The sequence below is a fragment of the Promicromonospora sp. NPDC050880 genome (assembly GCF_044456525.1).
GTDB lineage: Bacteria > Actinomycetota > Actinomycetes > Actinomycetales > Cellulomonadaceae > Promicromonospora.
Map to the genome: position 1 here is coordinate 521552 of NZ_JBITFV010000001.1, position 26191 is coordinate 547742.

Here is a 26191-nt window from a genome sequence, read left to right on the forward strand (position 1 = left end):
CCGCCCGCATGACCCCCGACACCCCCACCCTGACCACCGCCGACCTCGACTTCCTCAGCGGCGTCGACAGCCCGACCGTCGCGAACGCGATCGAGCGCCTCGACCTGCGCGACCGCAGCACGGGCTACGTGGGCGGGCGCATCCGGTGCGGCTTCCCCGAGCTTGGCCCCATGGTGGGCCGCGCACTCACCGTGACGGTCTCCGACGCCCTGGGCCGGCCCGCGCGGCAGGAGGGCTACTGGGACCTCTGGGAGCGGCTGGAGGGCATGACCGGCCCCGTCGTGATCGTCATGAAGGACGCGAGCACCACGCCCAGCCGGGTCGCCTACGCCGGCGAGATCATGGCCACGCTGGCCCAGCGCCTCGGCGCCGTCGGCTTCGTGACCGACGGCGCGCTGCGCGACGTCGACGAGGTCCGCGCCAAGGGCATCCACTACTTCTCGCGCTACACCGTCGCCTCGCACGCGAACTTCGAGCTCACGCGCGTGGGTGACCCCGTGCGCCTGGACGGGGAGACGGTGGCCACGGGCGACGTCCTGCACGGGGACGTGAACGGCCTGGTGGTCGTGCCGTGGGCGGCCCTGCCCGGCCTGCCCGCCGCGGTCGCGCGCGTACGGGAGGGCGAGGCCCGCGACCTCGCCTACCTCGAGAGCCCGGACTTCACGCTCGCCGGCTACCGCCGCCTGCGCACCTACGGCGCCGCCGCCGGGCCCGCCCACGAGCCCGGCGTGTGAGCCGCCCGGCGGAGGGGTTCGGCGCCCGGTTCGCGGCACCGCTCGTGCTGGGGCCGGCGCTGAACTCGATCAACACGACGATGATCTCCGTCGCGCTGGTACCGATCGCCGACGCCACCGGGGCGTCCGCCGCCCAGGTCGTGCTCCTCGTCGCGGGCCTGTACCTGGCCGGGGCGATCGCCCAGCCGGTGGCGGGCGGCCTCGTGGACCGCTACGGCCCGCGGCGCGTGTACGTCACGGGGATGGCCGTGGCCGCGCTCGCGGGCCTCGTCCCGCTGGTGGTGCCGACGTTCGAGGCGGCGCTCGCCGCGCGGGTCGCCGTCGGCGTGGGCACGTCGTCGGCCTACCCCGCGGCCCTGGCCGCCATCAGCGCGCAGGAGCAGCGCACGGGGCACGCACCGCCGCGCGGGCTGTTCTCGGCGCTGTCGGTGTCGAGCCTGACCAGCGCGGCGGTCGGCCCCGTGCTCGGCGGCCTGCTCGTCGCGAGCTTCGGCTGGACGGCCGTCTTCGTCGCGAACGCGCCGTACGGGCTGACGGCGATCGTCCTCGCCCTGCTGTGGCTGCCGCGCGACCGGGACCGGCCGGCGCCGCCGCGGCCCGACGACGCAGCGCGCACTGGGCCGGATCTGGTGGGGCTCCTCCTGTTCGTCGGCGCGGTCGGCTCAGCGCTCGTCGCCGCGCTCGGCCTGTGGCCGGGGCCCGGCCGGTACGGGCTGCTGGGGCTCGCGGCGGCGGCGACCGTCGGCCTCGTGCTCTGGGAACGCCGCCGTCCCGTGCCGTTCGTGGACGTCCGGACGCTGACCGGCCGGCCCGCGCTCGTGCGCACCTACGCGCGGCTGTTCCTCGTGTACTCGTGCACCTACCTGGTGCTCTACGGAGTGACCCAGTGGCTGCAGGCCACGGCGGGCTACACCGCCGACGCCGCAGGCTGGATGCAGCTGCCCGCCGTGGTGCTCGCCGGGGCAGCCGCCGCGCTCGCCGCGCGCACCCGCGGACTGCGCCTCCCGCTGCTGCTGGCCGCCGTGCTCCCCGCCGTGGGCGGCCTGCTGCTGACCCGGCTCACCGACAGCACCCCCACGTGGCTGGTCCTGATCACCATCGCGCTGTTCGGCCCCTCGCAGGGCCTGGCCGCCGTGGCCAACCAGGTGGCGCTCTACGCCCAGGCCCCACCGGACCGGACGGGCGTGCTGGCCGGGATGTCCCGCACCGCCGTCCAGCTCGGCGCTGTGGGGGCCACCGCCGTGATCGGACCTCTCTTCGCGCAGGGCGCCACGAGCGCGGGCCTGCACGCGACCGGCTGGATCATCACGGCGCTCGCCGCCGCGGCGCTCGTGCTGACGGCCGCCGACCCCGCGCTGCGCGGCGTCTCCCCGGACGACCCGCGCGGCTCGCCGCAGAGGTAGGGTGGCAGCCACGGCAGGGGGACGAGAGAGGCACGGATGGTCGACCTTCAGGACGCTCTGCCCCGTGTCTCCCGGGCCGGCTCGCTGGCCGAGCAGGTGTACCACGCGATCCGCGCCGGGATAGCAGACGGCCGCATCGCACCGGGCAGCCGGGTCACCGAGCGGCAGCTCGCGCAGGCCCTCGACGTCAGCCCTACGCCGGTCCGCGAGGCGATCGGCAAGCTCGAGCACGAGGGGCTCCTCGAACGCGTGGGCGCGCGCCGCCTGCAGGTGGTCGACCACCCGGCCGAGACCCTCCACGAGCTGATGGAGGTCGAGGTCATGCTGCGCGGCGCGGAGGCGCGCTTCGCCGCCCGGAAGATCACGCCCGAGGGTGTCGCCCGCCTGCGCGGGTGCATCGAGGAGCACCGTGCGGGCGGGGAAGCCCTGACGCTGCAGGAACGCTTCGAGATCGCCCAGCGCTTCGACGCCGAGATCACCCGCGCCGCCGGCAACGCCGCCCTGCGCGGCCTGATCGACAGCTACGCCATCTACGGCGACTACCGCCTGGCCCGCGCCGCCGAGCGCGCCGGTGACCCGGACTGGGTCGCGGCGCGCCTCGCCGACCACGTCGCCATCGCCGACGCGCTGGAGGCCCACGACGAGGACGCCGCCGAACGGCTCATGCGGGCCCACGCCCGCTCCGCCATCCGGAACCTCTAGCAGGGTCCGCCGTCCGACGCGGGACGCGGGCCGCCGTCGGGCCGGACAGGTGCGTAGGGTGGCGACGGTACGCACGCGGTCAGGAGGAGAACGGTGAGCACGCACGGGCAGGCGGAGACAGGCCAGGGCTGCGGGTGCGGGTGCGGCACCCCGGGGCGGGACGCGTTCGTGCAGATCGGCAGCCGCCCGGCCGACGCCGCCCCCGCCGCACCGGCACCCGGCCGGCACCTCGTCGAGCAGGTGCAGGTGCCCGCCGGCACCTTCACCATGGGTGACTCGTCGGGCGACGAGAACCCCGGCGACGGCGAGACCCCCCGGCACGAGGTCACCCTCGACGCGTTCGAGATCGACGCCACCACGGTCACCACCGCCGACTTCGCGCGGTTCGTGCAGGACACCGGGTACCGCACCGAGGCCGAGACCTTCGGCTTCTCCGCGGTGTTCCACCTCGCGGTGGCGGCCGACCCCGCCGACATCATGGGCCAGGCCGACGCCACTCCCTGGTGGTTCGGCGTCCAGGGCGCCGACTGGGCCCACCCCGGCGGCCCCCGGTCCGACGTCGACGGCCTGGCCGACCACCCCGTCACCCACGTGAGCTGGAACGACGCCCAGGCCTACTGCGACTGGGCGGGCCGCCGCCTGCCCACCGAGGCCGAGTGGGAGTACGCGGCCCGTGGAGGGCTCGACGGCGCGAAGTACCCCTGGGGCGACGCCGAGGTGGACGAGGGCGGCTGGCGCGCCAACATCTGGCAGGGCGTCTTCCCCCGCGACAACACCCTGGAGGACGGCTGGCTCACCACCGCCCCCGTCCGCACCTTCGAACCCAACGGCTACGGGCTGTGGCAGCCGGTCGGCAACGTGTGGGAGTGGTGCCAGGACTGGTTCCACCCCGGCTACTACCGCAGCTCCCCCGGCGACAACCCGTCCGGACCCGGCGCGGGCACCGGCCGCATCCTGCGCGGCGGGAGCTATCTGTGCCACATCTCCTACTGCAACCGTTACCGCAGCTCAGCCCGCTCCTCCAACACGCCCGACTCCTCGATGGGCAACGCCGGGTTCCGCACCGTCGCCGCCCGGTCCTAGGGGCTCGACGACCCGGCGCTCCCGGCCGGGCGGTCGAGTGGTCGGAGTGGTCCGATGCGGCACAATCGTGGGTCATGCGCTTCACCTCCCACCCGGCCCGCCAGACACCTCGGGCCGTGGGGGCACGTTCGTCCGGCGAGTCCGGCCTGCGCCGTCGCCCCGCCCAGATCGTCGTGGCGGGCTTCGCCGGTGCCATCGCGGCCGGGACCCTGCTGCTCCTGCTCCCCGTGTCCTGGACCGACCGGGCGCCGACCGTCGTCGAGGCGCTGTTCACCGCGACGTCGGCCGCCTGCGTGACCGGCCTGGTTGTGGTGGACACGGGCACGTTCTGGAGCCCGTTCGGGCAGGCGGTCATCGCGGTGCTCATCCAGGTCGGCGGGTTCGGCGTGATGACGGTGGCGACCCTGCTCGGCCTGCTCGTCTCCCGGCGGCTGGGCGTGCAGACGCGGCTCCTCGCCGCGGCGTCCACCCGCAGCGTGCACCTGGGCGACGTGCGCAGGGTCCTGCTCGGCGCGCTCCGGGTGACGCTGATCGCGGAGGTGACACTCGCCGTCCTGCTCGCCGTGCGCTTCGCGACCACCTACGACGAGCCCCCGGCACGCGCGGTGTGGCTCGGGGTGTTCCACTCCGTGTCGGCGTTCAACAACGCGGGCTTCGGGCTCTACCCGGACAACCTCATGCAGTTCGTCGCCGACCCGTTCATCTGCCTGCCGCTGTGCGCGGCCGTGATCATCGGCGGCCTGGGGTTCCCGGTCCTGGTCGAGGCGTGGCAGCACCGCCGGGAGCCCTGGTGGGGCCTGGGGCGCCCGCACCGGTGGAGCCTGCACGCCAAGGTGACCGGCCTGACCACCGCGATCCTCCTGGTGGCCGGCACCGTCTTCTTCCTGCTGGCCGAGCGCACCTACACCCTCGCGGGGATGGACGGCGGCACCCAGCTCCTGGCCTCGTTCACGCAGTCCACGATGGCGCGCACCGCCGGGTTCAACTCGCTCGACACCTCCGCGATGAACAACGGCACCTGGCTCGGCACGGACATCCTCATGTTCATCGGCGGCGGGTCGGCGGGCACCGCGGGCGGCATCAAGGTGGGCACGTTCGCGGTGCTCGCCTTCATCATCTGGTCCGAGCTGCGCGGCGACCCGGACTCCACCGTGTTCGACCGCCGCGTGGCCACGGCCACCCAGCGCCAGGCCCTGGCCGTGGCCCTGCTCAGCGTGGCCGCCGTCGTGCTGGCCACCCTGACGATCACGCTGTCCACGCGGACGTTCTCGCTGGACCAGATCCTGTTCGAGACCACCTCCGCGTTCTCCACCACCGGCCTGTCCACGGGCATCACCGCGGACCTCGAACCCTGGCACCAGGTGGTGCTCGTGCTGCTGATGTTCCTGGGCCGGCTGGGTCCGGTGACCCTGGGCACCACGATCGCGCTGCGGGCCGGCCAGCGGCTGTACCGCCGGCCCGAGAGCGCGATGGTCATCGGATGAGCCCTCACTCCTCGAACCGGTAGCCCGCACCCGGCACGGTGACCAGGTGCCGGGGGTGCGACGGGTCGCGCTCCAGCTTGCGCCTCAGCTGCGCCGTGTAGACCCGCAGGTAGTTCGTCTCCACCGAGAACGACGGGCCCCGCACCTCGTCCAGGAGCTGCTGCCGCCCCACGATCCGACCCTGGTTGCGCACGAGGACCTCCAGCAGCGCCCACTCCGTAGGACTCAGGCGTACCTCCGCCCCGGCCCGGAACACCTGCCGCCGCGCCAGGTCGATCCGCAGCTCACCCGCCACGACCACCGGCTCCTCCGCCCGCGCCGGGGCCGCGCGGCGCACCGCCGCCCGCAACCGCGCCAGCAGCTCGTTCATCGCGAACGGCTTGGTCACGTAGTCGTCGGCCCCTGCGTCCAGGGCGTCGACCTTGTCGTCACCGAGCTGGCGGGCCGACAGCACCACGATCGGCACCCGGCTCCAGCCGCGCAGACCGTCGATGACGTCGAGCCCCGGCATGTCGGGCAGGCCCAGGTCCAGCAGCACCACGTCCGGCCGGATCGTCGCCGCGGCGGCCAGACCGGCGGTGCCGGTGGCCGCCGTCGTCGGGTCCCAGCCGTGCGCCCGCAGGTTCACGGACAGGGCACGGGCGAGCGCGGCGTCGTCGTCCACCACGAGCACGCGGTTGCCGAGGTTCTCCGGCGCGAGGGTCACGACGCCGCCCCGTCCCGCGGCATGGTGAGCACCATGGTCAGGCCGCCACCGGGAGTGTCCTCGGCGGTCAGCGTGGCGCCGACGGCGCGGCTCAGGCCGTCCGCCACGGCGAGCCCGAGGCCCAGCCCGGTCCCGGTCACGTCGCCGAGCCGCTGGAACGGCTCGAACATCGACGCCTTGCGGCCGTCGGGCACGCCCGGGCCCGTGTCGATCACCCGCAGCTCCACCTCCTCGGGCGTGGCGGAGCCGCTCACCAGCACCTTCGCACCGGTCGGCGAGTGCCGCACCGCGTTGGAGACCAGGTTGGCCACCACGCGTTCCAGCAGCCCGGGGTCGGTGTGCACGAGCGGCAGGTCCTCCCCCACGTCGAGCGAGAGGTCGGCCAGCCACGGCTCCACGGCGATCGGCACCACCTCCTCCAGCGACGCGGCGCGCAGGGCGGGCCGGACCGCGCCCGTCTGCAGCCGGGACAGGTCCAGGAGGTTGCCGATGAGCCGTTCCAGCCGTGCGGTCGACTCCCCGATGGTGCGGGTCAGCAGGTCGCGGTCCTCCTGGTCCAGCTCCACGTCGGGCATGGTCAGGCCGTCGACGGCGGTCCGGATGGTCGCCAGCGGCGTGCGCAGGTCGTGCGAGACGGCGGCCAGCAGCGCGGTGCGGGTGCCCTCGGTCTGCTCCAGCAGGGCCGCCTTCTCGGCCCGCTCGCGCAGCCGCCGGTGCTCCAGCACGATGCCCGCCTGCGCGCCGAACGCCTCCACGGCCTGCCGGTCGCTCGCGGGCAGCGCCCGGCCGCACAGCACGAGGCGCCGCCGGTCGTCGATCGCCACCTCCGACTGCTCGGCGTCCGACCACTGCCGTTCGGCGTCCGCCGCCGGACCCGCGGGCACCGGGCCCGCCGGCCCCACCCCCGGACGCACCGCCGAGGCGAGCACCCGCCAGGGCGCGCGCTCCTCGGCCCGTTCCTCCAGCCGCACCTGCGCCAGGCCGAACGTCTCGGCGACCCGCTCCACGACCGCGCTCGCCGTGTCGTCGCCGCTCAGCACGGAACGCGACAGGGCCGCGAGCGCCGACGCCTCCGCGCGCGCCCGGTACGCCTGCGCGGCGCGGCGGGCGGCCAGGTCGACCACGGACGCCACGGCGATCGCCACCACCACGAACAGGGCGAGCGCGAGCACGTTCTCCCCCTCGGCGATGGTCCAGCGCCCCACCGGCGGCGTGAAGAACCAGTTGAGGCAGAGGTTGGAGACGATGGCCGCGACGACGGCGGGCCAGAGCCCACCGATCAGCGCGATGCCCACCACGCCCGCCAGGAGCAGCATGGCGTCGGTCGCCAGCGCCGCGTCGTCCCGGCCGATGCCCAGGAGGCCGGCGGTGAGCAGCCCGGGGATGAGCACGGCGCAGACCCAGCCGGTGAGCCGTCGCCGAGGCGACAGGAGCGTCCCCTTGCGCCGCGCGTGCCCGCCGCCGCGGGCCTCCTCGTGGGTGACGAGGTGCACGTCGATCGCGCCGGAGAGGCGGGCGATCTCCGCGCTGGAGGAGCCGAGCAGCGCCTGCCGCCAGAGCGGGTGCCGGGACACGCCCACCACGATCATGGTGGCGTTGACCCCGCGGGCGAAGTCGACGACGGCGGACGGGACGTCCTCCCCCACGACCGTGTGGAAGCTGCCGCCCAGGGACTCGACCAGGGTCCGGTAGCCGGCGATGGTCGCCGACGGCGTGGACGGGAGCCCGTCGGTGGGCAGCACGTGCACGGCCAGGAGCTCGGACCCGGCGGCGCGCTGGGCGATGCGCGCGCCGCGGCGCAGCAGGGTCTCCGTCTCGGCGCCGCCGGTGACGGCCACGACGATGCGTTCGCGCGCGGGCCACGTACCGGTGATCGCGTGGTCGGCGCGGTACTTGGTGAGGGAGTCCTCGACGCGGTCGGCGAGCCACAGGAGCGCGAGCTCGCGCAGCGCCGTCAGGTTGCCGACGCGGAAGTAGGACGACATGGAGGCGTCGATCTGCTCGGCCCGGTACACGTTGCCGTGCGCCAGGCGCCGCCGGAGCTGTTCCGGGGAGAGGTCGACGAGCTGGATCTGGTCGGCGTCGCGCACCACCTGGTCGGGTACGGTCTCGCGCTGCCGGACGCCGGTGATGGCCTCGACGTCGTCGTTGAGCGACTCCAGGTGCTGCACGTTGACGGTGGTGACCACGTCGATGCCGGCGTCCAGCAGGTCGTGGACGTCCTGCCAGCGCTTCGGGTGGGGCGAGCCGGGGGCGTTGGTGTGGGCGAGCTCGTCCACGAGCACGACCTCCGGGTCCCGGTCCAGGACGGCCGGGACGTCGAGCTCGGTCAGGGTGACGCCCCGGTGCTCGACCAGGCGCCGCGGGATCATCTCCAGGTCGCCGATCTTGGCGACGGTGGCGGCGCGGCCGTGCGTCTCGACGAGGCCCACGACCACGTCGGTGCCGCGGTCGGCCCGGCGCTGCGCCTCGTCGAGCATGGCGTACGTCTTGCCCACCCCGGGCGCGGAGCCGAAGTAGACGGTGAGCCGCCCCCGGCGCCGGGTGGTCCCGGCGCCGGGAGCGGGGTGCTCGTCGCTCATGTCCTCAGTCTGCCGTGCCGGACGGCGCCGCCGCCTGGCCGGACAGGCCGTCGAGCGCGAGGTTCAGCTCCAGCACGTTCACCCGTGGCTCGCCCAGCACGCCCAGGTCCCGCGCGGCGGTGTGCTCGGCGACCACGGCCTCGACGTCGGCCTCGGACAGGCCGCGCGCGTGCGCGACCCGGGCGACCTGGATCGCGGCGTACTCGGGGCTGATGTGCGGGTCGGCGCCGGACGCCGAGGCGGTGACGGCGTCGGCGGGCACGTCGACCGGCGACACGCCCTCCCGCTGCGCGACCTGGGCCTTGCGCTCCTCGATGGTGGCGACCAGGTCGGGGTTGTTCGGTCCCAGGTTGGAGCCGCCGGAGGCTAGCGTGTCGTACTCGCCCGCCGACGGACGCGGCTGGAAGTACTGGTCGCCCTCGAACCCCTGGGCGACGAGCGCGGAGCCCACGGCGTCCGCACGCGAGGTGGTGCGGCCGCCGTCGGACGTGACGAGCGAGCCGTTCGCCTGCCAGGGGAAGGCGAGCTGGCCGACGCCGGTGACCGCCAGCGGGTACAGCAGCCCGGTGACCAGCGTGAGGCCGATCAGCACGCGCAGGCCGGCCAGCGAGTGCCGGGTCAGCGCCGCGAGGCTGCTCGCCACGGACGTGGTGCTTGATGACATGGTGGTTCCTTTCCTCGCGCCGCTCAGAGACCGGGCAGCAGCGAGACGACGAGGTCGATGAGCTTGATCCCGATGAAGGGCGCGACCAGGCCGCCCAGTCCGTAGACCAGCAGGTTGCGGCTCAGGAGCGCGGAGGCCGACGCCGGCCGGTACCGCACGCCGCGCAGGGCGAGCGGCACGAGCACGAGGATGATCAGCGCGTTGAAGATGACCGCGGAGAGGATCGCCGACTCGGGGCTGGACAGCCGCATGATGTTCAGCACGTCGAGCTGCGGGAACACGACCGCGAACATGGCGGGCAGGATCGCGAAGTACTTGGCGACGTCGTTCGCCACCGAGAACGTGGTCAGGGCGCCGCGCGTGATGAGGAGCTGCTTGCCGATCTCCACGATCTCGATGAGCTTGGTGGGGTCGGAGTCGAGGTCCACCATGTTCCCGGCCTCCTTGGCGGCCGAGGTGCCGGTGTTCATCGCCACGCCGACGTCGGACTGCGCCAGGGCCGGGGCGTCGTTGGTGCCGTCGCCCGCCATGGCGACCAGCCGGCCGCCCTGCTGCTCGCGCTTGATCAGCGCGAGCTTGTCCTCGGGCGTGGCCTCGGCCAGCACGTCGTCCACGCCCGCCTCGGCCGCGATGGCCCGCGCGGTGACCTGGTTGTCACCGGTCACCATGACGGAGCGGATGCCCATGGCGCGCAGCTCGTCGAACCGCTCGCGCATGCCCTCCTTGACGACGTCCTTGAGGCGGACGACGCCGAGGATCCGTGCGGGCTGCTCGCCGACCTGCTCCGCGACCACGAGCGGGGTGCCGCCCAGGCGGGAGACGGCGTCGACGTGCTTGTCGAGCTCGGCGGCCTCCTTGTCCGAGACGCGTGCCCCGGTGCTGTGCACCCAGCGCTGGATCGCGCTGCCGGCACCCTTGCGGATGCGGTGGATCTCGGTGTGCCCGGCGCCGCCCACCTCGGTGGTGCGGGTCAGCGGCACGTCCACGCCCGACATGCGGGTCTGGGCCGTGAACGGCACGAGCTCGGCGTCCAGCGGCAGCTCCTCGACGGTGCCGTACTTGCCGTCCACGAGCTCGACGATGCTGCGGCCCTCCGGCGTCTCGTCCGCGAGGGACGCGAGCCGTGCCGCCTCCGCCAGCTCGCGCGGCGCCACCCGCCCGAGCGGGAGCACCTCGGTGGCACGCCGGTTGCCGTACGTGATGGTGCCGGTCTTGTCGAGCAGCAGCACGTCGACGTCGCCCGCGGCCTCCACCGCGCGGCCGGACATCGCCAGCACGTTGCGCTGCACCAGCCGGTCCATGCCCGCGATGCCGATGGCGCTCAGCAGCGCGCCGATCGTGGTGGGGATGAGGCAGACCAGCAGCGCGACCAGCACGAGCAGGCTCTGCCGGGCCCCGGAGTAGATCGCGAACGGCTGCAGCGTGGCCACGGCCAGGAGGAACACGATGGTCAGCGACGTGAGCAGGATGTTCAGCGCGATCTCGTTCGGGGTGCGCTGGCGCTCGCTGCCCTCGACCAGGGCGATCATCCGGTCCACGAACGTGGACCCGGCCGGTGCGGTGATGCGCACGACGATCCGGTCGGACAGCACCACGGTGCCGCCCGTGACCGCCGACCGGTCACCGCCGGACTCCCGGATCACGGGGGCCGACTCGCCGGTGATCGCCGACTCGTCCACCGAGGCGACGCCCTCGATCACGTCGCCGTCGCCCGGGATGGTCTGCCCGGCGGTGACCACGACGACGTCGCCCACCACCAGGGTGGAGGACGGCACCTCCACGGTGGGCAGCCCTGCCAGGCCACCGGTGTACTCCAGGGTGTCCCGGGGCGCGTCGACCTTGTGCGCCGTGGTCTGCTGCTGCGTGGCACGCAGGCTGGAGGCCTGCGCCTTGCCGCGGGACTCGGCGATCGCCTCGGCCAGCGTGGCGAACAGCACGGTGGCCCACAGCCACACCGCGATCCACCAGGCGAAGACGGCCGGCTGGACGACGGCGAGCACCGTGGACAGCGCCGCGCCCACCTCGACCACGAACATGACCGGGGAGTGCCACAGGTCGCGCGGGTTCATCTTGCGCACCGCCGACGGCAGCGCCTCGCGTACCTGAGCCCAGGTCAGGGCTCGGGGGCGGCGCGGGGCGCGCCCGGGGATGCCGTCGGGCCGGGGGGACCCGGGGGTGGTGACGGACGGGTTCTGGGTGACGGTGCTCATGAGAGGGACTCCACGACGGGGCCGAGGGAGAGGACGGGGATGAAGGTGAGGCCGACGACGATCAGCGCGACGCCCGCCAGCAGGCCGGCGAACAGCGGCCGGTGGGTGGGCAGCGTGCCCGCCGACGCGGGGACCGAGGTCTGGGCGGCCAGGCGCCCGGCCAGGGCCAGCACCAGGGCGATCGGGACGAAGCGGCCCAGGAGCATCGCGAAGCCCTGCAGCCACTCGTACCAGGGCGTGCCGGCGGACAGGCCCGCGAAGGCCGAGCCGTTGTTGTTGGCGGCCGAGGCGAAGGCGTACAGCACCTCGGACAGCCCGTGCGGGCCCGTCTCCTGGACGCTGGCCAGACCCGGTTCGGTCACGACCGACAGGGCCGTGCCGACCAGCACGAGCGCCGGCGTCGTCAGCACGTAGAGCGCCACCAGCGTCATCTCCTGGCGGCCGATCTTCTTGCCCAGGTACTCGGGCGTGCGGCCCACCATGAGGCCGGCGATGAACACGGCCACGACGGCGAGCACGAGCATGCCGTACAGGCCCGCCCCGACACCGCCGGGCGCGATCTCGCCGAGCAGCATGTTGAAGATCGTGATGCCGCCGCTGGGTGCCGTGAGACTGTCGTGCATCGCGTTCACGGACCCCGTGGACGTCGCCGTGGTGGACACCGCGAACAGCGCGCTGCCCGCCAGCCCGAACCGGGTCTCCTTGCCCTCCAGAGCGGCACCGGCCGCCTCGGGCGCGGCACCCGGGCCGGCCAGCTCCGACCAGGTGGCCAGCGCGACGCCCAGGGCCCACAGGCCCGCCATGACGCCGAGGATGCTCCAGCCCTGCCGCTTGTCGCCGACCATGATGCCGAACGTGCGGGGCAGGGTGAACGGGATCACCAGGAGCAGGAAGATCTCGATGATGTTGGTGAACGGGGTGGGGTTCTCGAAGGGGTGCGCGGAGTTCGCGTTGAAGAACCCGCCGCCGTTGGTGCCGAGGTCCTTGACGGCCTCCTGCGAGGCGACCGGGCCGCCCAGCACGTGCTGCGTGGCGCCCTCGACCGTGGTGGTCGCGGTGTGCGGGTCGAGGTTCTGGATGACGCCCGCGGCGATCAGGACGATCGCGACGACGAACGAGAGCGGCAGCAGGATCCGCGAGACACCGCGGGTCAGGTCGGTCCAGAAGTTGCCGATGCGCGCGTCCGTGCCGGAGCGGGCGAAGCCGCGCACCAGCGCGATCGCGACGGCCATGCCGACCGAGGCCGACACGAAGTTCTGCACGGTGAAGCCCGCCATCTGCAGCAGGTGGCCGGTGGCGGCCTCACCCGAGTACCACTGCCAGTTGGTGTTGGTGGTGAAGCTGACCGCCGTGTTCCAGGCGCCGGCCGGGTCCAGGCCCGTGAAGCCCAGGTTCCACGGCAGGTGCTCCTGCAGCCGGCCCAGGGCGTACAGGACCAGGACGGACACGAGGGAGAAGCCCAGCAGGGACAGCAGGTAGGTGATCCAGCGCTGCTCGGCGTCGGGGTCCACGCGGACGGCGCGGTAGAACGCCTTCTCGACGCGCAGGTGGTTCGGGCTGGTGTAGACGCGGGCCATGTACGCGCCCAGCGGCGCGTGGACGACGGCCAGCAGGACGAGAAGGACGCCGATCTGTGCGACGGCGTACCAGGTCTGGGTGGTCACGGCGCGATCACCGGGTCCGGTCGCTGCGCAGCAGCGCGACGAACAGGTACACGAGACCGGCCAGGGTCAGGACGAGGCCGATGGCGTCGAAGGGGTTCACTTCCGCCTCCCGAGCGGGTCGGACGACGTGTCGGACGCGGCGGCGCGGCGGGCGACGACGGCGATCGCGGCGAAGCACACCACGGTCACCACCGGGAACACCAGGTCGAGGAGATTCATAAGGCCTGGTCTACGCCCCCGCGGCACCCCCGGACGGAGACGTTGACGGTTTCCTGACGCCCCGGCGCGGGACTCTGACGCGTCCCTGACGGGTACGCCGGACGGCCTTGTCCGCGGCGTCCGCGAGCACGACCGCCGGGACAGCGGCCACCGCCAGCGCCCAGCCCGCCGCCGGCGGCGGGCTGCCGCCCAGATAGCCGGCCAGCGGCGGCAGCAGGAACACCGCGAGCAGCGCCAGCTCGACCGCGACGGCACCCAGCAGGAGTCGGTTGCCGCGCAGCGGGAGCGCACCCGCCCACCGGACCTCGCTGCGGCAGGCGAAGGCGTTGGCGAGCTGCCCCAGCACCACGGCCGCGAACGTCGCCCCCGACGCCGCCGCCAGGAGCGGCGCGGCGGGCGCGGCACCCCGCGTCCACCCGCCGAGGCCGAGCACGACCAGGAAGGCGCCCATCCCCACCGCGGCCTCGGTCGGGCCGAGCACACCGAAGGCCCGGCGCAGCAGGCGGCCGTCGATGAGCGCCCCGCTCGACGGGCGGCGGCGCATCGTCGTCCCGTGCGGCGGTTCGGCACCCAGGGCGAGCGCGGGCAGCAGGTCGGTGCCGATGTCCAGGGCGAGGATCTGCAGCACCGTCAGGGCCAGCGGCACCGAGCCCCCGCTGAGGGCCCAGACCAGGAAGGGCGTCAGCTCCGCGACGTTGTCGGTCAGGTGGTAGGTCAGGAACTTGCGGATGTTGGCGAACGTCGCCCGGCCCAGCTCGACGGCCGCCACGATCGTGGCGAAGTCGTCGTCGAGCAGCACCACGTCGGCCGCCTCCCGGGCGACGTCGGAGCCGGTGCGGCCCATCGCGATCCCGATGTCGGCCTCCCGCAGCGCCGGGGCGTCGTTCACGCCGTCGCCGGTCATCGCGACCACGTGGCCGCGCTGCCGCAGCGCGCGGGCGATCCGGAGCTTGTCCTCCGGCTTCACCTGGGCGATCACCACGCCGTCCCGGTCGACCAGCTCGCCGAGAGCGGCGTCGTCCTGCGGGAGCTCGGCGCCCGTGACCACGGGGGCGCCGTCGCGGTACAGGCCCACCTCGCGGGCCACCGCGGCCGCCGTGACCCGGTGGTCGCCCGTGATCATGGCGAGGCGGATCCCAGCCGTCCGGCACGCGGCCACCGCGTCGTGCACGTCGTCGCGCGGCGGGTCCTCCAGGGCCACGAGGCCGAGCAGGGTCAGCCCGGACTCGACGACGGTCGCGGGGGCCTCCTCGTCGGCGGGGACGGCGGTGCGCGCGGCGACGGCCAGGACGCGCAGGCCCCGGCCCGCCAGGTCCGTGACGGCGTCCGCCGCGCCGCCGTCGTCCGCGACCAGGGGCAGCACGCTGTCGGCGGCGCCCTTGACGTACACCTGGCCGGCGGCCAGGACCGACATCCGGCGCCGGCTCGCGTCGAACGGGATGCGCCGGCGCAGGGGGCGCTCCGCCTCGTCGCGCGCGACGTCGACGCCCGCGCGCAGGGCGAGCACGTGGAGCGCCACCTCCATGGGGTCACCGTGGGGCGTCCAGCGTTCGCCGCTGCGGACCACGCGCCCGGTCGAGCAGCGCGCCGCCGCGAGCGCGACGTTGCGCACACGGCCCAGCGTGCCCTCGTCCGCGTCGATCCGGGCCGTGGGGGCGTACCCGTGGCCGACGACCGATGCGGTGCCCCCGGGCGTCCACACCTCGACGACCGACATCTCGTTGCGGGTCAGCGTGCCGGTCTTGTCGGTGCAGACGAACGTGGTGGAGCCCATCGTCTCCACGGACTCCAGGTGCCGCACCAGCGCGTGCCGGTCCGCCATGCGCTGCGCCCCGCGGGCCAGCGAGAGCGTCACCGTGGGCAGGAGCCCCTCGGGGACCAGCGCCACGGTCACGCCCACCGCGAAGAGGAACCCGTCGGACAGGGGCGTCCCGAGCACCAGCGACACGGCGAAGAAGCCGATGCCCACGCCCACGGCGATGCCCCCGATGGTGCGCACCACCGTGCGCAGGCGCAGCGCGAGCGGGCTCACGGGCGCCTGCGCCTGCCGGGTCAGGGCCACGATGCCGGCCAGCTCCGTGGCGGTGCCGGTATCCGTGACCTCGGCCGTCGCCTCGCCCTCGACCACGTACGTGCCGGAGCGGACGGCGTCACCGGGTCCGGGGTGGGTGGCGGTGCTCTCGCCGGTCAGCATCGAGGCGTCCACGCCGAGCCCGGACGCCTCGACCAGCCGGCCGTCCGCGCACACGCCGTCGCCGGCCTCCAGCACGAGGAGGTCACCGACCACCACGTCCTGCGCGGCGATCTGGCGCCGCCGGCCGTCACGCACGACCGTCGCCCGCGCCGGCATCAGCTGCAGCAGCTTCTGGCCTGCCCGGTCCGCCCGGTACTCCTGGAGGAACGCGAAGACGCCGTTGACCACGACCACCAGGGCGGTGGCGACCGCGAGCTGCGGCATGCCACCGATCCAGGCGAGCACCACCGCACCCCAGAGCAGGAGCGCGAAGAAGTGGGTCAGCTGGGCCAGCAGCAGTCGCACGGGTGACGGCGGCCTCGGCCGGGGCACGAGGTTGGGACCCTTCTCCCGCAGCCGGTGGGCAGCCTGCGAGGACGTCAGGCCGCCCGCTCGGTGCCCGCCCGGGCCCCACGTGGTGGTCGTCCCCATCGTCCCTCCTCGCACGCCGGGCCCGAACTCGGTCCTCCACTCGGCCCTTCACTCAGTCCTTCACTCAGTCCTTGAGGACCTCGCCGTCGCTCTCGAGCACGAGGGGCATCGCCGTCGGCTCCCCGGGGAGGGGAAGGATCTCGACCGGCGTGTCGCACGTGCCCAGCACCGCTCGCGGCGTCGAGCCCAGGCGGACCGGGTGCCGCAGGCCGCGCCGGTGCCGCGCGACCACCAGCACGTCGGCGTCGGCGGCGGCCTCCGCCAGGACCTTGTCCGGGAGCCCCTGGACCACCCGGGTCTCCACCTCGACCGCGGGGTGCACGGCCGACCAGTCGTCCACCAGCCGGCGCAGCAACCGGGACGCGTTCTCCACCGACTCGCCCACGTAGGCGTCCGCGACGCCGAGGTCGGTGGCGAGGCCCGGGATCTCCACGGCGTGCACCACGCGCAGCACCGCGTGCCGCGCCGCGGCCTCGGCGAACGCGTGCGCCAGCAGCTCGTCCGCGCCCGCGAGGGTCTTGACCCCGACGACGACCCGGCCGTGGCCGCCGTCCTGCCACCGGGCCGGCACGACCACGACGGGGACGGCCGCACGGGCGGCGACGTCCGCCGTCGTGGTCCCCGTGACCAGGCGCTCGACGCCGTGCCGGGTCTCGCGGCCGAGCACCATCAGACCGCCCGTGGCGGCCGCCTCGACGAGCCGGGCCACGCGCGGGCCCGCGGCGACCACGGGCTCGACCTCCGTGCCCGGGGCGACGGCGCGGATCGCCGCCACCTCCCGCCGCACGGTCTCGGTGCCCGAACGTTCCAGGTAGGTGACGTCGCCGGCCTGCGCGGGCCACAGCCCGCCCTCGGGCAACGGCGCGGGCACCACGTGGACCACGCGTACCCCGCTGCCCCGTCTGCGGGCCTCGCCCACGGCGTACCGGACCGCACCCGCGCTGCGCGTGCTCCCGTCCACGGCGACGACGACCGGGGCGGGACGCTCGACGGCACTCATGGCCACCACTCCCCTTCGTTCTGCGCTGTGCCATTCCCCTGGCTGCCCTCCGAGCCTGCCGTCCGGGCCGGCGCGCGGCACGAGGCAAAGGTCACCGTGACCCAGGACGTTCACCGGCAGCGGAGGGACCTTCGCCCCTGCTCCGGCCCGGGCGGCCGAGCGACCGTGGAGCAGGGGCCGGTTCGTCCGGGTCCGGACACCGTCCGCTGAACCGTCCGCGAGGAGGAGCCATGAGAGCCACGACCGTCATCGACGTCGCCCCGGCGCAAGGTCGGACGACGACCTGTCCCCCGCCCGAGAGCAGGCGGCTGCTGGTGGTGTGCTCGCACCCCTTCGACGTCACCCACGCGCTCGGCGGCGTCATCGCGGCGTTCGCCGCGGCCGGGACCGTCGTGCAGATCGTGTGCCTCACGCACGACCCGGGCCCCGACCCGGAGCGGCGCCGGCGCCCGGGCGACGCGGCCCAGCTGCTCCAGGCCACCCGCCTGCTGGGCGCCCGGGAGGCGGTCCTGCTCGACCACGGCGCCGCGCACCTCCAGTGGAACCCGCCCGAGACTCTCGCGTGCGAGCTGCGGTCGGTCGCCGGGCCGGTCGACGCGGTGCTGACCGTCGACGCCCGCGCCCCCGGCGCCCACCCGGACCTCGTCCGGGCGATGCGCGCCGCGCGGCGCGTGGGGGCCAGGCTGCACTGCCCGGTCTACGGCTGGGTACCAGGGCCGGAGGCGGCCGCCGCCGCAGGCGTACCGCCACTCCTCGCCGGCCGGGCCGACGAGATGATCCCGGTGGACTGCGACCGTGCCCGGCAGCGGGCCGCGATCGCGTGCCAGGGCGCTCCCGGGGCCGAGGACCCGGTGCTGTCCCTGGGCGGCGCCGACGGGCCGCGGGACCTGCTCACGGTTCTGTAGGACCAGCCGACGGCCCTGGTGCGGGACCCGGCTCCGTGGCCGCTGCTTCCGGCTCGGTTCCGGCGGGCTCCAGGTCCGCGGCCGGCGCCACGTCCACGGCGGGCGCCACGTCCGCCGCAGGCGCCACGTCCGCCGCGGGTGCCGCCGCTCCCGCGGGCTCCGGAGCGTCCGCGTGCCCCGGGCCTCCCGGGACCTCCCCCGGCTCGTCGGCCGGGGCGCGCCAGAGCCAGGCCTGGCCCGGACCCAGCGTGCGCTCCTGCCCGTGCAGCGCGACCGTGATCGCGGGCTGGCGCGACCGGGGCACGCTGATGCGCACGCTGTCGTGGGTGCACCGCACCTCGATCCCCCGGTGGCCGCGGTAGCGCAGGCGGAAGCTCAGCTCCGCGAGCTCGTCGGGCAGCCGGGGCGCCAGCCGGAGCACGTCGCCGGACAGCTCCAGCCCCGTGTAGCAGCGCTGCACGAGGTCGATGCTGCCCGCCATGGCCCCCAGGTGCACACCCTCGGCGGTGGTCCCGCCCTGGACGTCGGCGATGTCGCTGTCGAGCGCCTCGCGGAAGAAGTGCCACGACGCCCGCCGGTCCCGGCGGGCGAGCACCCAGGCGTGGACCACCGCGCTCAGCGTCGACCCGTGGCTGGTCCGCGCCAGGTAGTAGTTCACGGTCCGGTCGAGCGCCGCGCGGTCGAGGTCGTAGCCGAGCGAGGCCAGCGCGTCACGCAGGCCGTGCTCGCCCAGGAGGTAGACCAGCATGAGCACGTCGGCCTGCTTGGAGACCTGGTACCGGTGCACCGAGTCACCCTCGGCCTCCAGGATCCGGTCGAGGCGGCGTACGGACCCGTAGCGGGCCCGGTAGGCCGCCCAGTCCAGCTCCGCGAGCCGTTCGTAACCCTCGAACTGGCTGATCACGCCGTCGCCGTGGAACACCACGCGCATCCGCCGCCGGACGTGCTCGAACAGCTCCCGCTCCTGCTCGTGCAGGCCGAGGCGGCGGCACAGGGCCTCGCGCTCCGTCTCGGGCAGCAGGTCGAGCCCGTCCAGCGCGTACCCGAGCACCCGCGTGACCATGACGTTGGTGTAGGCGTTGTTGTCGATGCCCGGCCGGGCCGCGTCCGGGTAGGCGTCGTGGTACTCGTCAGGCCCCATGACCCCGCGGACGTCGTAGCGGTCGGCGGCGGCGTCGTACGTCGCCAGGGCGCACCAGAAGCGGGCGATCTCGACGAGCATCTCGACGCCGTAGGAGTGCATGAACGCCATGTCACCCGTGGCCTGGTAGTACTGCCAGACGTCGTGCGCCACCGCGAGCCCCACGTGCCGCTGCAGGTGCGAGTGGTCCTCGACCCACCGGCCCGAGGCCGGGTTGAGGTGCAGGCGCTGCGTCTCGTCGCGGCCGTCGCTGCCGCTCTGCCACGGGTACATCGCGCCCCGGTACCCGGCGTCCTCGGCGGCGGTCCGGGCCCGCGGCAGGCGCCGCCACCGGTACATGAGCAGCGACCGGGCCACCCGGGGCAGGCACAGGAGCAGGAACGGGAACACGAACAGCTCGTCCCAGAACACGTGGCCCCGGTAGGCCTCCCCGTGCAGGCCGCGGGCCGGCATGCCGGCGTCCAGGTGCGCCGTGTGCACCGAGAGGGTCTGCAGCAGGTGGAAGACGTACAGGTCGAGCGCCCGCTGCGGCTCGCCCGGTACGACGAGCGCGCACCGGTCCCAGAGGCGCTCCCAGGAACGGGCCTGCTCGGCCAGGAGGTCGTCGAACGGCGGGATCCGGGCGGCGTGCCGGCGTGCGGCGTGCAGCGGCTCGAAGATGGCCGGGTCCCGCGAGGTGTAGACCGCGACGCGCTTCTCGACCCGCAGCGGCACCCCTTCGGCCAGCTCCGGCCACAGCCGGACCGCCGACTCCCCGGTGCGGTGCTCGAAGCCGGCCGTCACCCGCTCCGGCAGGTCGACGACCACGGCCGCCGCCTGCGCCACCCGGACCTGCGACGTGGCCGTCCGGACCTCCAGCCAGGCCACGCCCGCGCCCGGGTCGTACCCCTCGCCCACCGGGACCAGGTGCCGGCCGTCCAGGTCCCGGTACCGGGCCACCCCGGAGTTGGTCACCCGCCCGTCCAGGCTCGCCCGCACCTCGAGGGTGCCCGACCAGTTCTCCGCCACGAAGGTGGTCTCCAGCGCCGCCACGTGCTGGTCGTGCATCGACACGATGCGGCGCTGCGTCACCGCGAGCACCCGGCCGACCGGGTCCCGGAACCGCGTGCGCCGGACCAGCACGCCCTGCCGCAGGTCCAGGTCCTGCCGGTGGTCCAGCACGGCCGTGCCGTCCAGCGTGAACCAGTCCTGGCCCGGGATGCGGAACCGGAGCGGCAGCCAGTTGGGCATGTTGACCAGGTCCTCGTTCTCCACCGTCGCGCCCGCCACCACGGAGATCAGCCGGTCGTAGCAGCCGGCGAGGTACGTGCCCGGGTAGTGGACGCCGTCGGCGGCCGACTCCGGGGCGGCGCCGCGCGTCGCGACGTACCCGTTGCCGAGCGTGCACAGCGCCTCGCGCAGCCCCTCGGCGGCGGGGTCGAAACCCTCATACGACAGGACGGTGCGGTGCATCTGACCTCCCCGCTACGACGACGTCGGCCAGGTCCGCGACCACGACGTCCGCTCCCGCCTCGCGCATCTCCCGGGCGAGGCGGCCGTGCCGGTCCACCCCGATCACCACGGCGAAACCACCGGCCCGGCCTGCCTCCACCCCGACCAGGGCGTCCTCGACCACGGCGCACCGGCCGGGCGGCACGCCGAGGCGCCGCGCCGCCTCCAGGAACAGCGCGGGGTCCGGCTTGCCCGCCAGGCCCAGGCGGTCGGCGTCGACGCCGTCCACCCGCACGTCCACGAGACCGGCCACGCCTGCCGCGTGCAGCACCCGGGCGCAGTTGCGGCTGGCCGAGACCGCCGCGACGCGGACGCCGCTCCGCCGCAGCTCGCGCAGCAAGGCCACCATGGACGGGAAGGCGCGCACCCCGTGCCCGGCCACCTCCGCGAGGAAGTAGCGGTTCTTGCGCGCCAGCAGGGCGTCGAGCGTGCCGGCGCCGGTCCCCTCGGGCAGCACGATCCCGCGCGACGCCAGGAACGCCCGCGCGCCGTCGGCCCGTGCCCGGCCGTCGACGTAGGGCAGGTAGTCCCGCTCGACGTCGAACGGCGGCTGCGGTCGCCCCGAGCGCGCGGTGACGTCCCGGAGCACCTCGTCGAAGGCGCGCTTCCAGGCCGCCGCGTGGGTGCGGGCGGTGTCGGTGACCACGCCGTCCGTGTCCAGCACGACGGCGTCGACCGCCGCCAGGTCCAGGACCGCGGGACCGGTCATGGGTGCACGTGGACCGGGTGGTGCTCGATCTGGGCGATGTCGTCCGACGTCGCCCGCAGCAGCCGGTCCGCCAGGTCGCGCAGGGCGCGGGCGGCCGCGAGCTCCTCGCCGATCTCGGCGACCTGCGCGTCCCGCGGGTTGCGCCGGGCACGACCGTGCCCCTCGAGCGTGGTGCCGCTCGACGTCGTCAGCACGGCGTGGGCGGCAGTCCGGGTGCCGGAGCGCTCGATGTCGTCCGCGTCGAAGAGCCGGATGGAGACGTTCCAGGTGTGGGTCATGGCACTGCTCCCGTCGGTCAGGTTCCGCCCCGCGCGCGGCGGGTGTGCTCCCACCCTTCTCCGGCGGCCCGTGCGGCACCAGGGACCATGGGCCCGCAACCCCGGGACCGACGGCACGGGGCGCCCGGGCCCGCGCTGCCTAGCGTGGGAGGTGACCGGCGGCCGCGGCGGACCGCCCCGTACCGACCGAGGAGACCGAGATGACTCAGACGACGACGGGCCCCGTGCTGGTCGGGGTCGACGGCTCGGAGTCGGCCACCCGGGCGGCCCGCTGGGCCGCGCTGGAGGCCGCCCGGCGGGACGTGCCGCTGGTGCTCGCGCACGTCTGGACCCCGGTGCCGGTGAGCGTGCCGCACGCAGTGGCGCTCGGGGCGTACCAGGACGCGCTGATCGCGCAGGGCCGGCAGTGGCTCGACGAGGCCGAGGCAGCGGCCCGCGACGCGGCCCCAGGGGTCGTCACGAGCACCGACCTGGTGGGCGGCTCGGTGGCGGCGCGCCTGATCGGGCGGTCGGCGTCCGCCGGCATGGTGGTGCTCGGTGACCGCGGCCTCGGCGGTTTCAGCGGGCTGATCATCGGGTCGATCGCGGTGGCGGTCAGCACGCACGCGCACTGCCCGGTGGTGGTCGTCCGCACGGCCGAACCGCCCGGCACCACCCCGCCGGACGGTCCGCAGACCGGCCCGGTGGTGGTCGGCGTGGACGGTTCGGGCACCAGCCGGGCGGCCGTCACGTTCGCGTTCGAGGCGGCGTCGCTGCGCGGCGTCCCGCTCGTGGCCGTGCACGCCTGGAGCGACCTGCCCGTGACGACGGTCTGGGAGCTGACCACCGCGTGGGACGCCATCGAGCGGCACGAGTCGGAGCAGCTGAGCACGTGGCTGGCCCAGGACCGCGCGCGGCACCCGGGCGTCCGGGTCGAGGAGGTGGTGGTCCGGGAGGGGCCGGCCCGGGTGCTGCTCGAGCACGCCGAGCGGGCGCAGCTCGTCGTGGTCGGGACGCGCGGCCGCGGCGGGTTCCGCGGGCTGCTGCTCGGGTCGACCAGCCAGGCCCTGATCCATCACGCGGCGTGCCCGGTCGCCGTCGTCCCGCTGCCGCGGTCGTGAGCCCGGTGTGGCCGTGACGCCGCCCCGGGCGACGTGCCCGGGGCGGGCGGGCGACGGTCACGTGAAAATGATCTGGCCGCCCGCCGCGAGGTCGTAGAACTCGCCCACCGTGATGATGTCCTTCACCTGGCCGATGAAGTCCTCCCGGCGGTAGCCGAAGAGGTCCACCGACGCCTGGCAGGCGTACAGTCCCGCCCCGGTGTCGGCGATCATCTCCACGAACTCCGGGACCGGCGGGATGTCGAGCCGGTCCATCCGGCGAGCCATGTACCGCGTCATCAGGGCCGAGACCCCGGGCAGGGCGCCGACCCAGGTCGGCAGGTGCAGGCCGGGGTTGCCCACGGTGGCCAGCCGGACCCGCTCCCACCGGCGCTCGTGGATCGCGTCCAGCCCGAAGAAGGTGAAGAAGAGGTTAGCCTCGATCCCCTCGGCGCGGGCGCCGTTGGCCATGATCAGCCCGGGGTAGACGCCCTCGAGGGAGCCCTTGGAGATGATGATCGAGACCTTCTCGATCGTGCCGTCGCCTGCCATGACGCACCGTCCTGATGGTTGTTCCAGATGTCCTGTCAGATGCACCCGCGCGGCTTGGGCACGCCGGCGATCTTGGCCGCCAGCTTCGCCGGGCCCTTCGGGAAGAGCTCGTACAGCTCCTTGACCCCCACGCCGGAGGTCTTGCCGAGTGCCCGGACCGTCGGGCCGGTGCCCTTGTCGGCGTACTCGTGGCGCACGTGCTCGATGACGCGCCAGTGCCGCTCGGTCAGCGCGTCGATGCCGGCTTCGCGGGCGATCTCGGACGCCATCGGTTCGCGCCACTGCTCCGGGTCGGTGAAGAATCCCTCGTCGTTGACCAGCACCGGTGTGCCGGCGTAGGTGACGGTGGGCATGTCGGGCCTCCCTGCTCGTGCCTACCTGCTCGTGCTTACCGGCCGTGCGGTTCGTGCTGTTCGTGCGGCACGGCGCCTGCGGCCTGCGGACGCGAGGCAGCGGGCAGGTGCTTGCCCGCGCGCGGCATGGCCGCGCCGACCCCGGGCACGTCCCGGCCGGGCAGCAGGCTGTGCCAGTACAGCCAGGCGAACATCCGCTTGCCGAGGTGGTTGAGCCGCGACTCCTTGAGCAGCGGCAGGCCGACGGCCGCGGGGTACCGGCCGGGCAGCGGTTCGGTGTCGTAGTTGAAGTCGATCAACAGGGCCTTGCCGAACCCGGTCTCGATGAAGCAGTTGGCGTGCCCGTCGAACGCGGCGTCCGGCTCCTGACCGGCGAGGAACCGCGCGACGTTCCGGGTGAGGATCTCGCCCTCGAAGTGCGTGACGGAGCCGGCCTTCGAGGTCGGCAGGGCCGCGGCGTCGCCGATGACGAAGATGTTGGGCCGCGCCGTGGACTGCAGGGTGCGCGGGTCCACGGGCACGAAGCCAAGCTCGTCGCCCAGGCCGTCCGAGGCCTCCACGTAGGCTGCACCGCCGTGCAGGGGCACCATCACCGCCAGGTCGAAGGGGACCTCCCGCTCGTCGAACGACACGAGGCGTCCGCCGGCCCCGTCGGCGTCCTCGACGCTCCCGGTGTTGAACTCGGTAACCAGGTCGATGTCCTTGCGGGCGAGCAGGCCGGCCAGTGCCGCGGCGGCGACGGGCTTGGTGAACGCCGCGTCCAGCGGGGTGACGTAGGTCAGCGAGACCGCGTCGCGGATGCCACGCCGCCGGAAGTACCAGTCGGCCAGGAAGCAGAACTCCAGGGGCGCTACCGGGCACTTGATCGGCATGTCGACGACGTCGACCACGAGCCGGCCGCCGTCGAACGCGGCCAGGGCCCGGGCGAGGGCCTGGGCGCCCTCGTAGTCGTAGAACGTGTGCACCTGTGCGGGCCGCAGCGGCGTCGCGAGGCCCTCGGTCTCCTCGGGCAGCAGCCGTGCGCCCGTCGCGATCACCAGGAGGTCGTAGGGCAGCACCGCGCCGTCGGCCAGGTGCACGCGGTCGTGGTCGAGGTCGACACGCTGTACGACGCCGCGGCGGTAACCGATGCCCGGCCGCAGCTGCCGCCGGCGGGGCCGGACCAGGCTGTCGAGCGGGGAAAGACCGAACGGCGCGAACAGCAGCCCGGGCTGGTAGACGTGCCGGTCGTCCTGGTCGACGACGGTGATCTCGACGTCGTCGCCGAGCGTGCGCCGCAGCCGGTTGGCCGACAGCGTGCCGCCGGTGCCACCACCCAGGATCACGATTCGTCCCGTCATGCCCTCAGTCTCGGCGCCGGACGGTGCGCCCCGTAGGGGCCTTGGTCGTCGCGGTGCGGGACGTTCGCCCGGGCAAGACGGGACCAGCAGCCCTGCTGGCCCCTCGGGACCGGTGGTGTGCTGGGCGCAGAGCACGAGTGGCCCAGACCGCGAGGACGCGGCACGGGGCCCGCCGGACCCGCCGGCGCGACCCCGGAGGAGACGGAGGGAGACGGACCATGGACATCGTCGACGCACGGGTCGAGAGGATCCTGAACGCCGCCGGGGACGCGCCGAGCGTCCTGAACACCCAGCCCTGGCGGGTGGCGACGAGCGACCGCACGGTGACGCTCCGCGCCGACCCGTCGCGGCAGCTACGGCACAGCGACCCGCACGGCCGGGAGATGCTGATCAGCTGCGGGGCGTTCCTGTTCAACGCGCGGGTCGCGGCCCGCCGGGAGTCGCTCACCGCGGTGGTCACGGTGCTGCCCGACCCGGAGGACGACCTGCTCGTCGCGCAGATCACGCTCGAACCGGGCGACGACCCGGGCGACGACGAGCTGGAGCTGTCCGTCGCGATCGAGCACCGGACGACGTCCCGCGTCCCCTTCGAGGACCGGCCGCTGCCGGCCGACGTGCTGGTCGCGATCCAGCGCGCTGCGTACGCCGAGGGCGCCAGCATGCGCACGATCCAGCCCTCCGATCCCTCGCGGCCGGAGGTGCTCGCGCTGGTGCGCCGCGCCGAGGCGGTCGCGGCGGAGGACATGGCCGCACGCGACGAGGAGGCGGCGTGGACCGCTACCTGGCCGGGCCGCGACGACGGGATCCCGGCGCACCTGCTCGGACGCGCGCCGAGCAACCCGGACGCCCCCGTGCGCCGGTTCAACGCCAGCCGGGGCCGGGAGCCGTTCGAGCGGCACTCGACGCTTGCCGTGCTGACCACGCCGGGCGACTCTCCCCGGGACTGGGTCGCGGCCGGCCAGGCCCTGGAGCACGCACTGCTGGTAGCCACCACGCACTTCGTGCACGCGTCGTTCGCCACCACCGTCCTGGAGAACCCCACGACCCGGCACGACCTGCGCCAGGCCCTGTCCCTGCACGCCTACCCGCAGATGCTCATGCGGCTGGGCACCAGCCCCCAGGCGGAGCGCACACCCCGCCGCACCCGCCCGCGGCACGACGCCGTCCGCCCGTGGACACCGTGGCGCAACCGGCCGACGGCGTGACGCGGGGCGGCAGGTGAACCAG

Annotated in this window: 23 protein-coding genes; 8 read left to right on the forward strand and 15 right to left on the reverse strand. The window is 74.5% G+C overall.

What is annotated here, in order from left to right; translation table 11 throughout:
• Positions 1–8: 8 nt before the first annotated feature.
• The 5 genes from ACIBBF_RS02440 (at position 9) to ACIBBF_RS02460 (ending at position 5406) form a co-directional block, all read left to right on the forward strand.
• Positions 9–734, forward strand: coding sequence for an RraA family protein (locus tag ACIBBF_RS02440; protein ID WP_397410114.1), 726 nt, complete (start codon positions 9–11; stop codon positions 732–734).
• On the forward strand, positions 731–2137 hold the full coding sequence (locus ACIBBF_RS02445) for an MFS transporter (RefSeq protein WP_397410115.1): 1407 nt from the start codon (positions 731–733) through the stop codon (positions 2135–2137). Before ACIBBF_RS02440 ends, ACIBBF_RS02445 begins: the two co-directional genes overlap by 4 nt.
• A 36-nt stretch (positions 2138–2173) precedes the next feature.
• Positions 2174–2839 (forward strand): GntR family transcriptional regulator, encoded by a 666-nt coding sequence (locus ACIBBF_RS02450; RefSeq protein WP_397410117.1) that lies wholly within the window; start codon positions 2174–2176, stop codon positions 2837–2839.
• Between the two features lie 246 nt (positions 2840–3085).
• Entirely contained in the window at positions 3086–3922 is an 837-nt protein-coding gene (locus tag ACIBBF_RS02455; protein ID WP_397410671.1) for a formylglycine-generating enzyme family protein, read from the forward strand.
• A gap of 74 nt (positions 3923–3996) precedes the next feature.
• Positions 3997–5406, forward strand: a complete 1410-nt coding sequence (locus ACIBBF_RS02460; protein ID WP_397410119.1) for a TrkH family potassium uptake protein — start codon at positions 3997–3999, stop codon at positions 5404–5406.
• 4 nt (positions 5407–5410) lie between these two features.
• Here the strand turns inward: ACIBBF_RS02460 and ACIBBF_RS02465 are convergent, their stop codons facing one another.
• The 9 genes from ACIBBF_RS02465 to ACIBBF_RS02505 form a co-directional block, all read right to left on the reverse strand.
• A complete protein-coding gene (locus ACIBBF_RS02465; RefSeq protein ID WP_397410121.1) occupies positions 5411–6112 on the reverse strand; it encodes a response regulator in 702 nt (233 codons plus the stop codon).
• Entirely contained in the window at positions 6109–8694 is a 2586-nt protein-coding gene (locus ACIBBF_RS02470; protein ID WP_397410123.1) for a DUF4118 domain-containing protein, read from the reverse strand. The genes ACIBBF_RS02465 and ACIBBF_RS02470 overlap by 4 nt, the downstream gene beginning before the upstream one ends.
• A gap of 4 nt (positions 8695–8698) precedes the next feature.
• Complete coding sequence (gene kdpC, locus ACIBBF_RS02475; RefSeq protein WP_397410125.1) at positions 8699–9358, reverse strand: potassium-transporting ATPase subunit KdpC; 660 nt, start codon at positions 9356–9358, stop codon at positions 8699–8701.
• Positions 9359–9381: 23 nt separating this feature from the next.
• Positions 9382–11568 carry a potassium-transporting ATPase subunit KdpB gene (gene kdpB, locus ACIBBF_RS02480; protein WP_397410126.1) on the reverse strand — a complete coding sequence of 729 codons (2187 nt, stop codon included), beginning with the start codon at positions 11566–11568 and terminating at the stop codon, positions 9382–9384.
• Positions 11565–13232, reverse strand: a complete 1668-nt coding sequence (gene kdpA / locus ACIBBF_RS02485) for a potassium-transporting ATPase subunit KdpA (RefSeq protein WP_397410128.1) — start codon at positions 13230–13232, stop codon at positions 11565–11567. Before kdpA ends, kdpB begins: the two co-directional genes overlap by 4 nt.
• Positions 13233–13239: 7 nt before the next feature.
• On the reverse strand, positions 13240–13332 hold the full coding sequence (locus tag ACIBBF_RS02490; RefSeq protein WP_397410130.1) for a potassium-transporting ATPase subunit F: 93 nt from the start codon (positions 13330–13332) through the stop codon (positions 13240–13242).
• Positions 13329–13451, reverse strand: coding sequence for a hypothetical protein (locus ACIBBF_RS02495; RefSeq protein WP_397410132.1), 123 nt, complete (start codon positions 13449–13451; stop codon positions 13329–13331). The genes ACIBBF_RS02490 and ACIBBF_RS02495 overlap by 4 nt, the downstream gene beginning before the upstream one ends.
• 10 nt (positions 13452–13461) lie before the next feature.
• A complete protein-coding gene (locus ACIBBF_RS02500; protein WP_397410134.1) occupies positions 13462–16116 on the reverse strand; it encodes a cation-translocating P-type ATPase in 2655 nt (884 codons plus the stop codon).
• Between the two features lie 64 nt (positions 16117–16180).
• Positions 16181–17116 carry a universal stress protein gene (locus ACIBBF_RS02505; RefSeq protein WP_397410136.1) on the reverse strand — a complete coding sequence of 312 codons (936 nt, stop codon included), beginning with the start codon at positions 17114–17116 and terminating at the stop codon, positions 16181–16183.
• Positions 17117–17346: 230 nt separating this feature from the next.
• Here ACIBBF_RS02505 and ACIBBF_RS02510 point away from each other — a divergent pair, with 230 nt between their 5' ends.
• Positions 17347–18021, forward strand: coding sequence for a PIG-L family deacetylase (locus ACIBBF_RS02510; protein ID WP_397410138.1), 675 nt, complete (start codon positions 17347–17349; stop codon positions 18019–18021).
• On the opposite strand, the gene ACIBBF_RS02515 is transcribed toward ACIBBF_RS02510, so the two are convergent.
• Genes ACIBBF_RS02515 through ACIBBF_RS02525 form a run of 3 tightly spaced genes read right to left on the reverse strand, consistent with a single transcriptional unit; the run spans position 18008 to position 21640 of the window.
• Complete coding sequence (locus ACIBBF_RS02515) at positions 18008–20614, reverse strand: glycoside hydrolase family 65 protein (RefSeq protein WP_397410140.1); 2607 nt, start codon at positions 20612–20614, stop codon at positions 18008–18010. The genes ACIBBF_RS02510 and ACIBBF_RS02515 overlap by 14 nt on opposite strands.
• A complete protein-coding gene (locus tag ACIBBF_RS02520; protein ID WP_397410142.1) occupies positions 20589–21362 on the reverse strand; it encodes an HAD family hydrolase in 774 nt (257 codons plus the stop codon). Before ACIBBF_RS02520 ends, ACIBBF_RS02515 begins: the two co-directional genes overlap by 26 nt.
• Positions 21359–21640 carry a dsRBD fold-containing protein gene (locus ACIBBF_RS02525; protein ID WP_397410144.1) on the reverse strand — a complete coding sequence of 94 codons (282 nt, stop codon included), beginning with the start codon at positions 21638–21640 and terminating at the stop codon, positions 21359–21361. The genes ACIBBF_RS02520 and ACIBBF_RS02525 overlap by 4 nt, the downstream gene beginning before the upstream one ends.
• A gap of 200 nt (positions 21641–21840) precedes the next feature.
• On the opposite strand from ACIBBF_RS02525, the gene ACIBBF_RS02530 reads away from it, so the two are divergent.
• Complete coding sequence (locus ACIBBF_RS02530) at positions 21841–22740, forward strand: universal stress protein (RefSeq protein ID WP_397410146.1); 900 nt, start codon at positions 21841–21843, stop codon at positions 22738–22740.
• Between the two features lie 57 nt (positions 22741–22797).
• On the opposite strand, the gene ACIBBF_RS02535 is transcribed toward ACIBBF_RS02530, so the two are convergent.
• Genes ACIBBF_RS02535 through ACIBBF_RS02545 form a run of 3 tightly spaced genes read right to left on the reverse strand, consistent with a single transcriptional unit; the run spans position 22798 to position 24964 of the window.
• Positions 22798–23271 (reverse strand): DsrE/DsrF/DrsH-like family protein, encoded by a 474-nt coding sequence (locus tag ACIBBF_RS02535; RefSeq protein ID WP_397410147.1) that lies wholly within the window; start codon positions 23269–23271, stop codon positions 22798–22800.
• Between the two features lie 35 nt (positions 23272–23306).
• Positions 23307–23624 (reverse strand): TusE/DsrC/DsvC family sulfur relay protein, encoded by a 318-nt coding sequence (locus ACIBBF_RS02540; RefSeq protein ID WP_397410149.1) that lies wholly within the window; start codon positions 23622–23624, stop codon positions 23307–23309.
• A gap of 35 nt (positions 23625–23659) precedes the next feature.
• Positions 23660–24964: an NAD(P)/FAD-dependent oxidoreductase gene (locus tag ACIBBF_RS02545; protein ID WP_397410151.1), complete on the reverse strand. Its 1305-nt coding sequence runs from the start codon at positions 24962–24964 to the stop codon at positions 23660–23662.
• Positions 24965–25182: 218 nt separating this feature from the next.
• On the opposite strand from ACIBBF_RS02545, the gene ACIBBF_RS02550 reads away from it, so the two are divergent.
• Positions 25183–26169, forward strand: a complete 987-nt coding sequence (locus tag ACIBBF_RS02550; RefSeq protein WP_397410153.1) for an Acg family FMN-binding oxidoreductase — start codon at positions 25183–25185, stop codon at positions 26167–26169.
• Positions 26170–26191 lie beyond the last annotated feature (22 nt).

Coding starts and splice junctions, on each gene's coding strand:
- ACIBBF_RS02530 (WP_397410146.1), top strand. CDS start 21,841: ATGACTCAGACGACGACGGGCCCCGTGCTGGTCGGGGTCGACGGCTCG.
- ACIBBF_RS02440 (WP_397410114.1), top strand. CDS start 9: ATGACCCCCGACACCCCCACCCTGACCACCGCCGACCTCGACTTCCTC.
- ACIBBF_RS02520 (WP_397410142.1), bottom strand. CDS start 21,362: ATGACCGGTCCCGCGGTCCTGGACCTGGCGGCGGTCGACGCCGTCGTG.
- ACIBBF_RS02495 (WP_397410132.1), bottom strand. CDS start 13,451: ATGAATCTCCTCGACCTGGTGTTCCCGGTGGTGACCGTGGTGTGCTTC.
- ACIBBF_RS02470 (WP_397410123.1), bottom strand. CDS start 8,694: ATGAGCGACGAGCACCCCGCTCCCGGCGCCGGGACCACCCGGCGCCGG.
- kdpB (WP_397410126.1), bottom strand. CDS start 11,568: ATGAGCACCGTCACCCAGAACCCGTCCGTCACCACCCCCGGGTCCCCC.
- ACIBBF_RS02550 (WP_397410153.1), top strand. CDS start 25,183: ATGGACATCGTCGACGCACGGGTCGAGAGGATCCTGAACGCCGCCGGG.
- ACIBBF_RS02500 (WP_397410134.1), bottom strand. CDS start 16,116: ATGGGGACGACCACCACGTGGGGCCCGGGCGGGCACCGAGCGGGCGGC.
- ACIBBF_RS02450 (WP_397410117.1), top strand. CDS start 2,174: ATGGTCGACCTTCAGGACGCTCTGCCCCGTGTCTCCCGGGCCGGCTCG.
- ACIBBF_RS02525 (WP_397410144.1), bottom strand. CDS start 21,640: ATGACCCACACCTGGAACGTCTCCATCCGGCTCTTCGACGCGGACGAC.
- kdpC (WP_397410125.1), bottom strand. CDS start 9,358: ATGTCATCAAGCACCACGTCCGTGGCGAGCAGCCTCGCGGCGCTGACC.
- ACIBBF_RS02535 (WP_397410147.1), bottom strand. CDS start 23,271: ATGGCAGGCGACGGCACGATCGAGAAGGTCTCGATCATCATCTCCAAG.
- ACIBBF_RS02545 (WP_397410151.1), bottom strand. CDS start 24,964: ATGACGGGACGAATCGTGATCCTGGGTGGTGGCACCGGCGGCACGCTG.
- ACIBBF_RS02540 (WP_397410149.1), bottom strand. CDS start 23,624: ATGCCCACCGTCACCTACGCCGGCACACCGGTGCTGGTCAACGACGAG.
- ACIBBF_RS02505 (WP_397410136.1), bottom strand. CDS start 17,116: ATGAGTGCCGTCGAGCGTCCCGCCCCGGTCGTCGTCGCCGTGGACGGG.
- ACIBBF_RS02460 (WP_397410119.1), top strand. CDS start 3,997: ATGCGCTTCACCTCCCACCCGGCCCGCCAGACACCTCGGGCCGTGGGG.
- ACIBBF_RS02510 (WP_397410138.1), top strand. CDS start 17,347: ATGAGAGCCACGACCGTCATCGACGTCGCCCCGGCGCAAGGTCGGACG.
- ACIBBF_RS02515 (WP_397410140.1), bottom strand. CDS start 20,614: ATGCACCGCACCGTCCTGTCGTATGAGGGTTTCGACCCCGCCGCCGAG.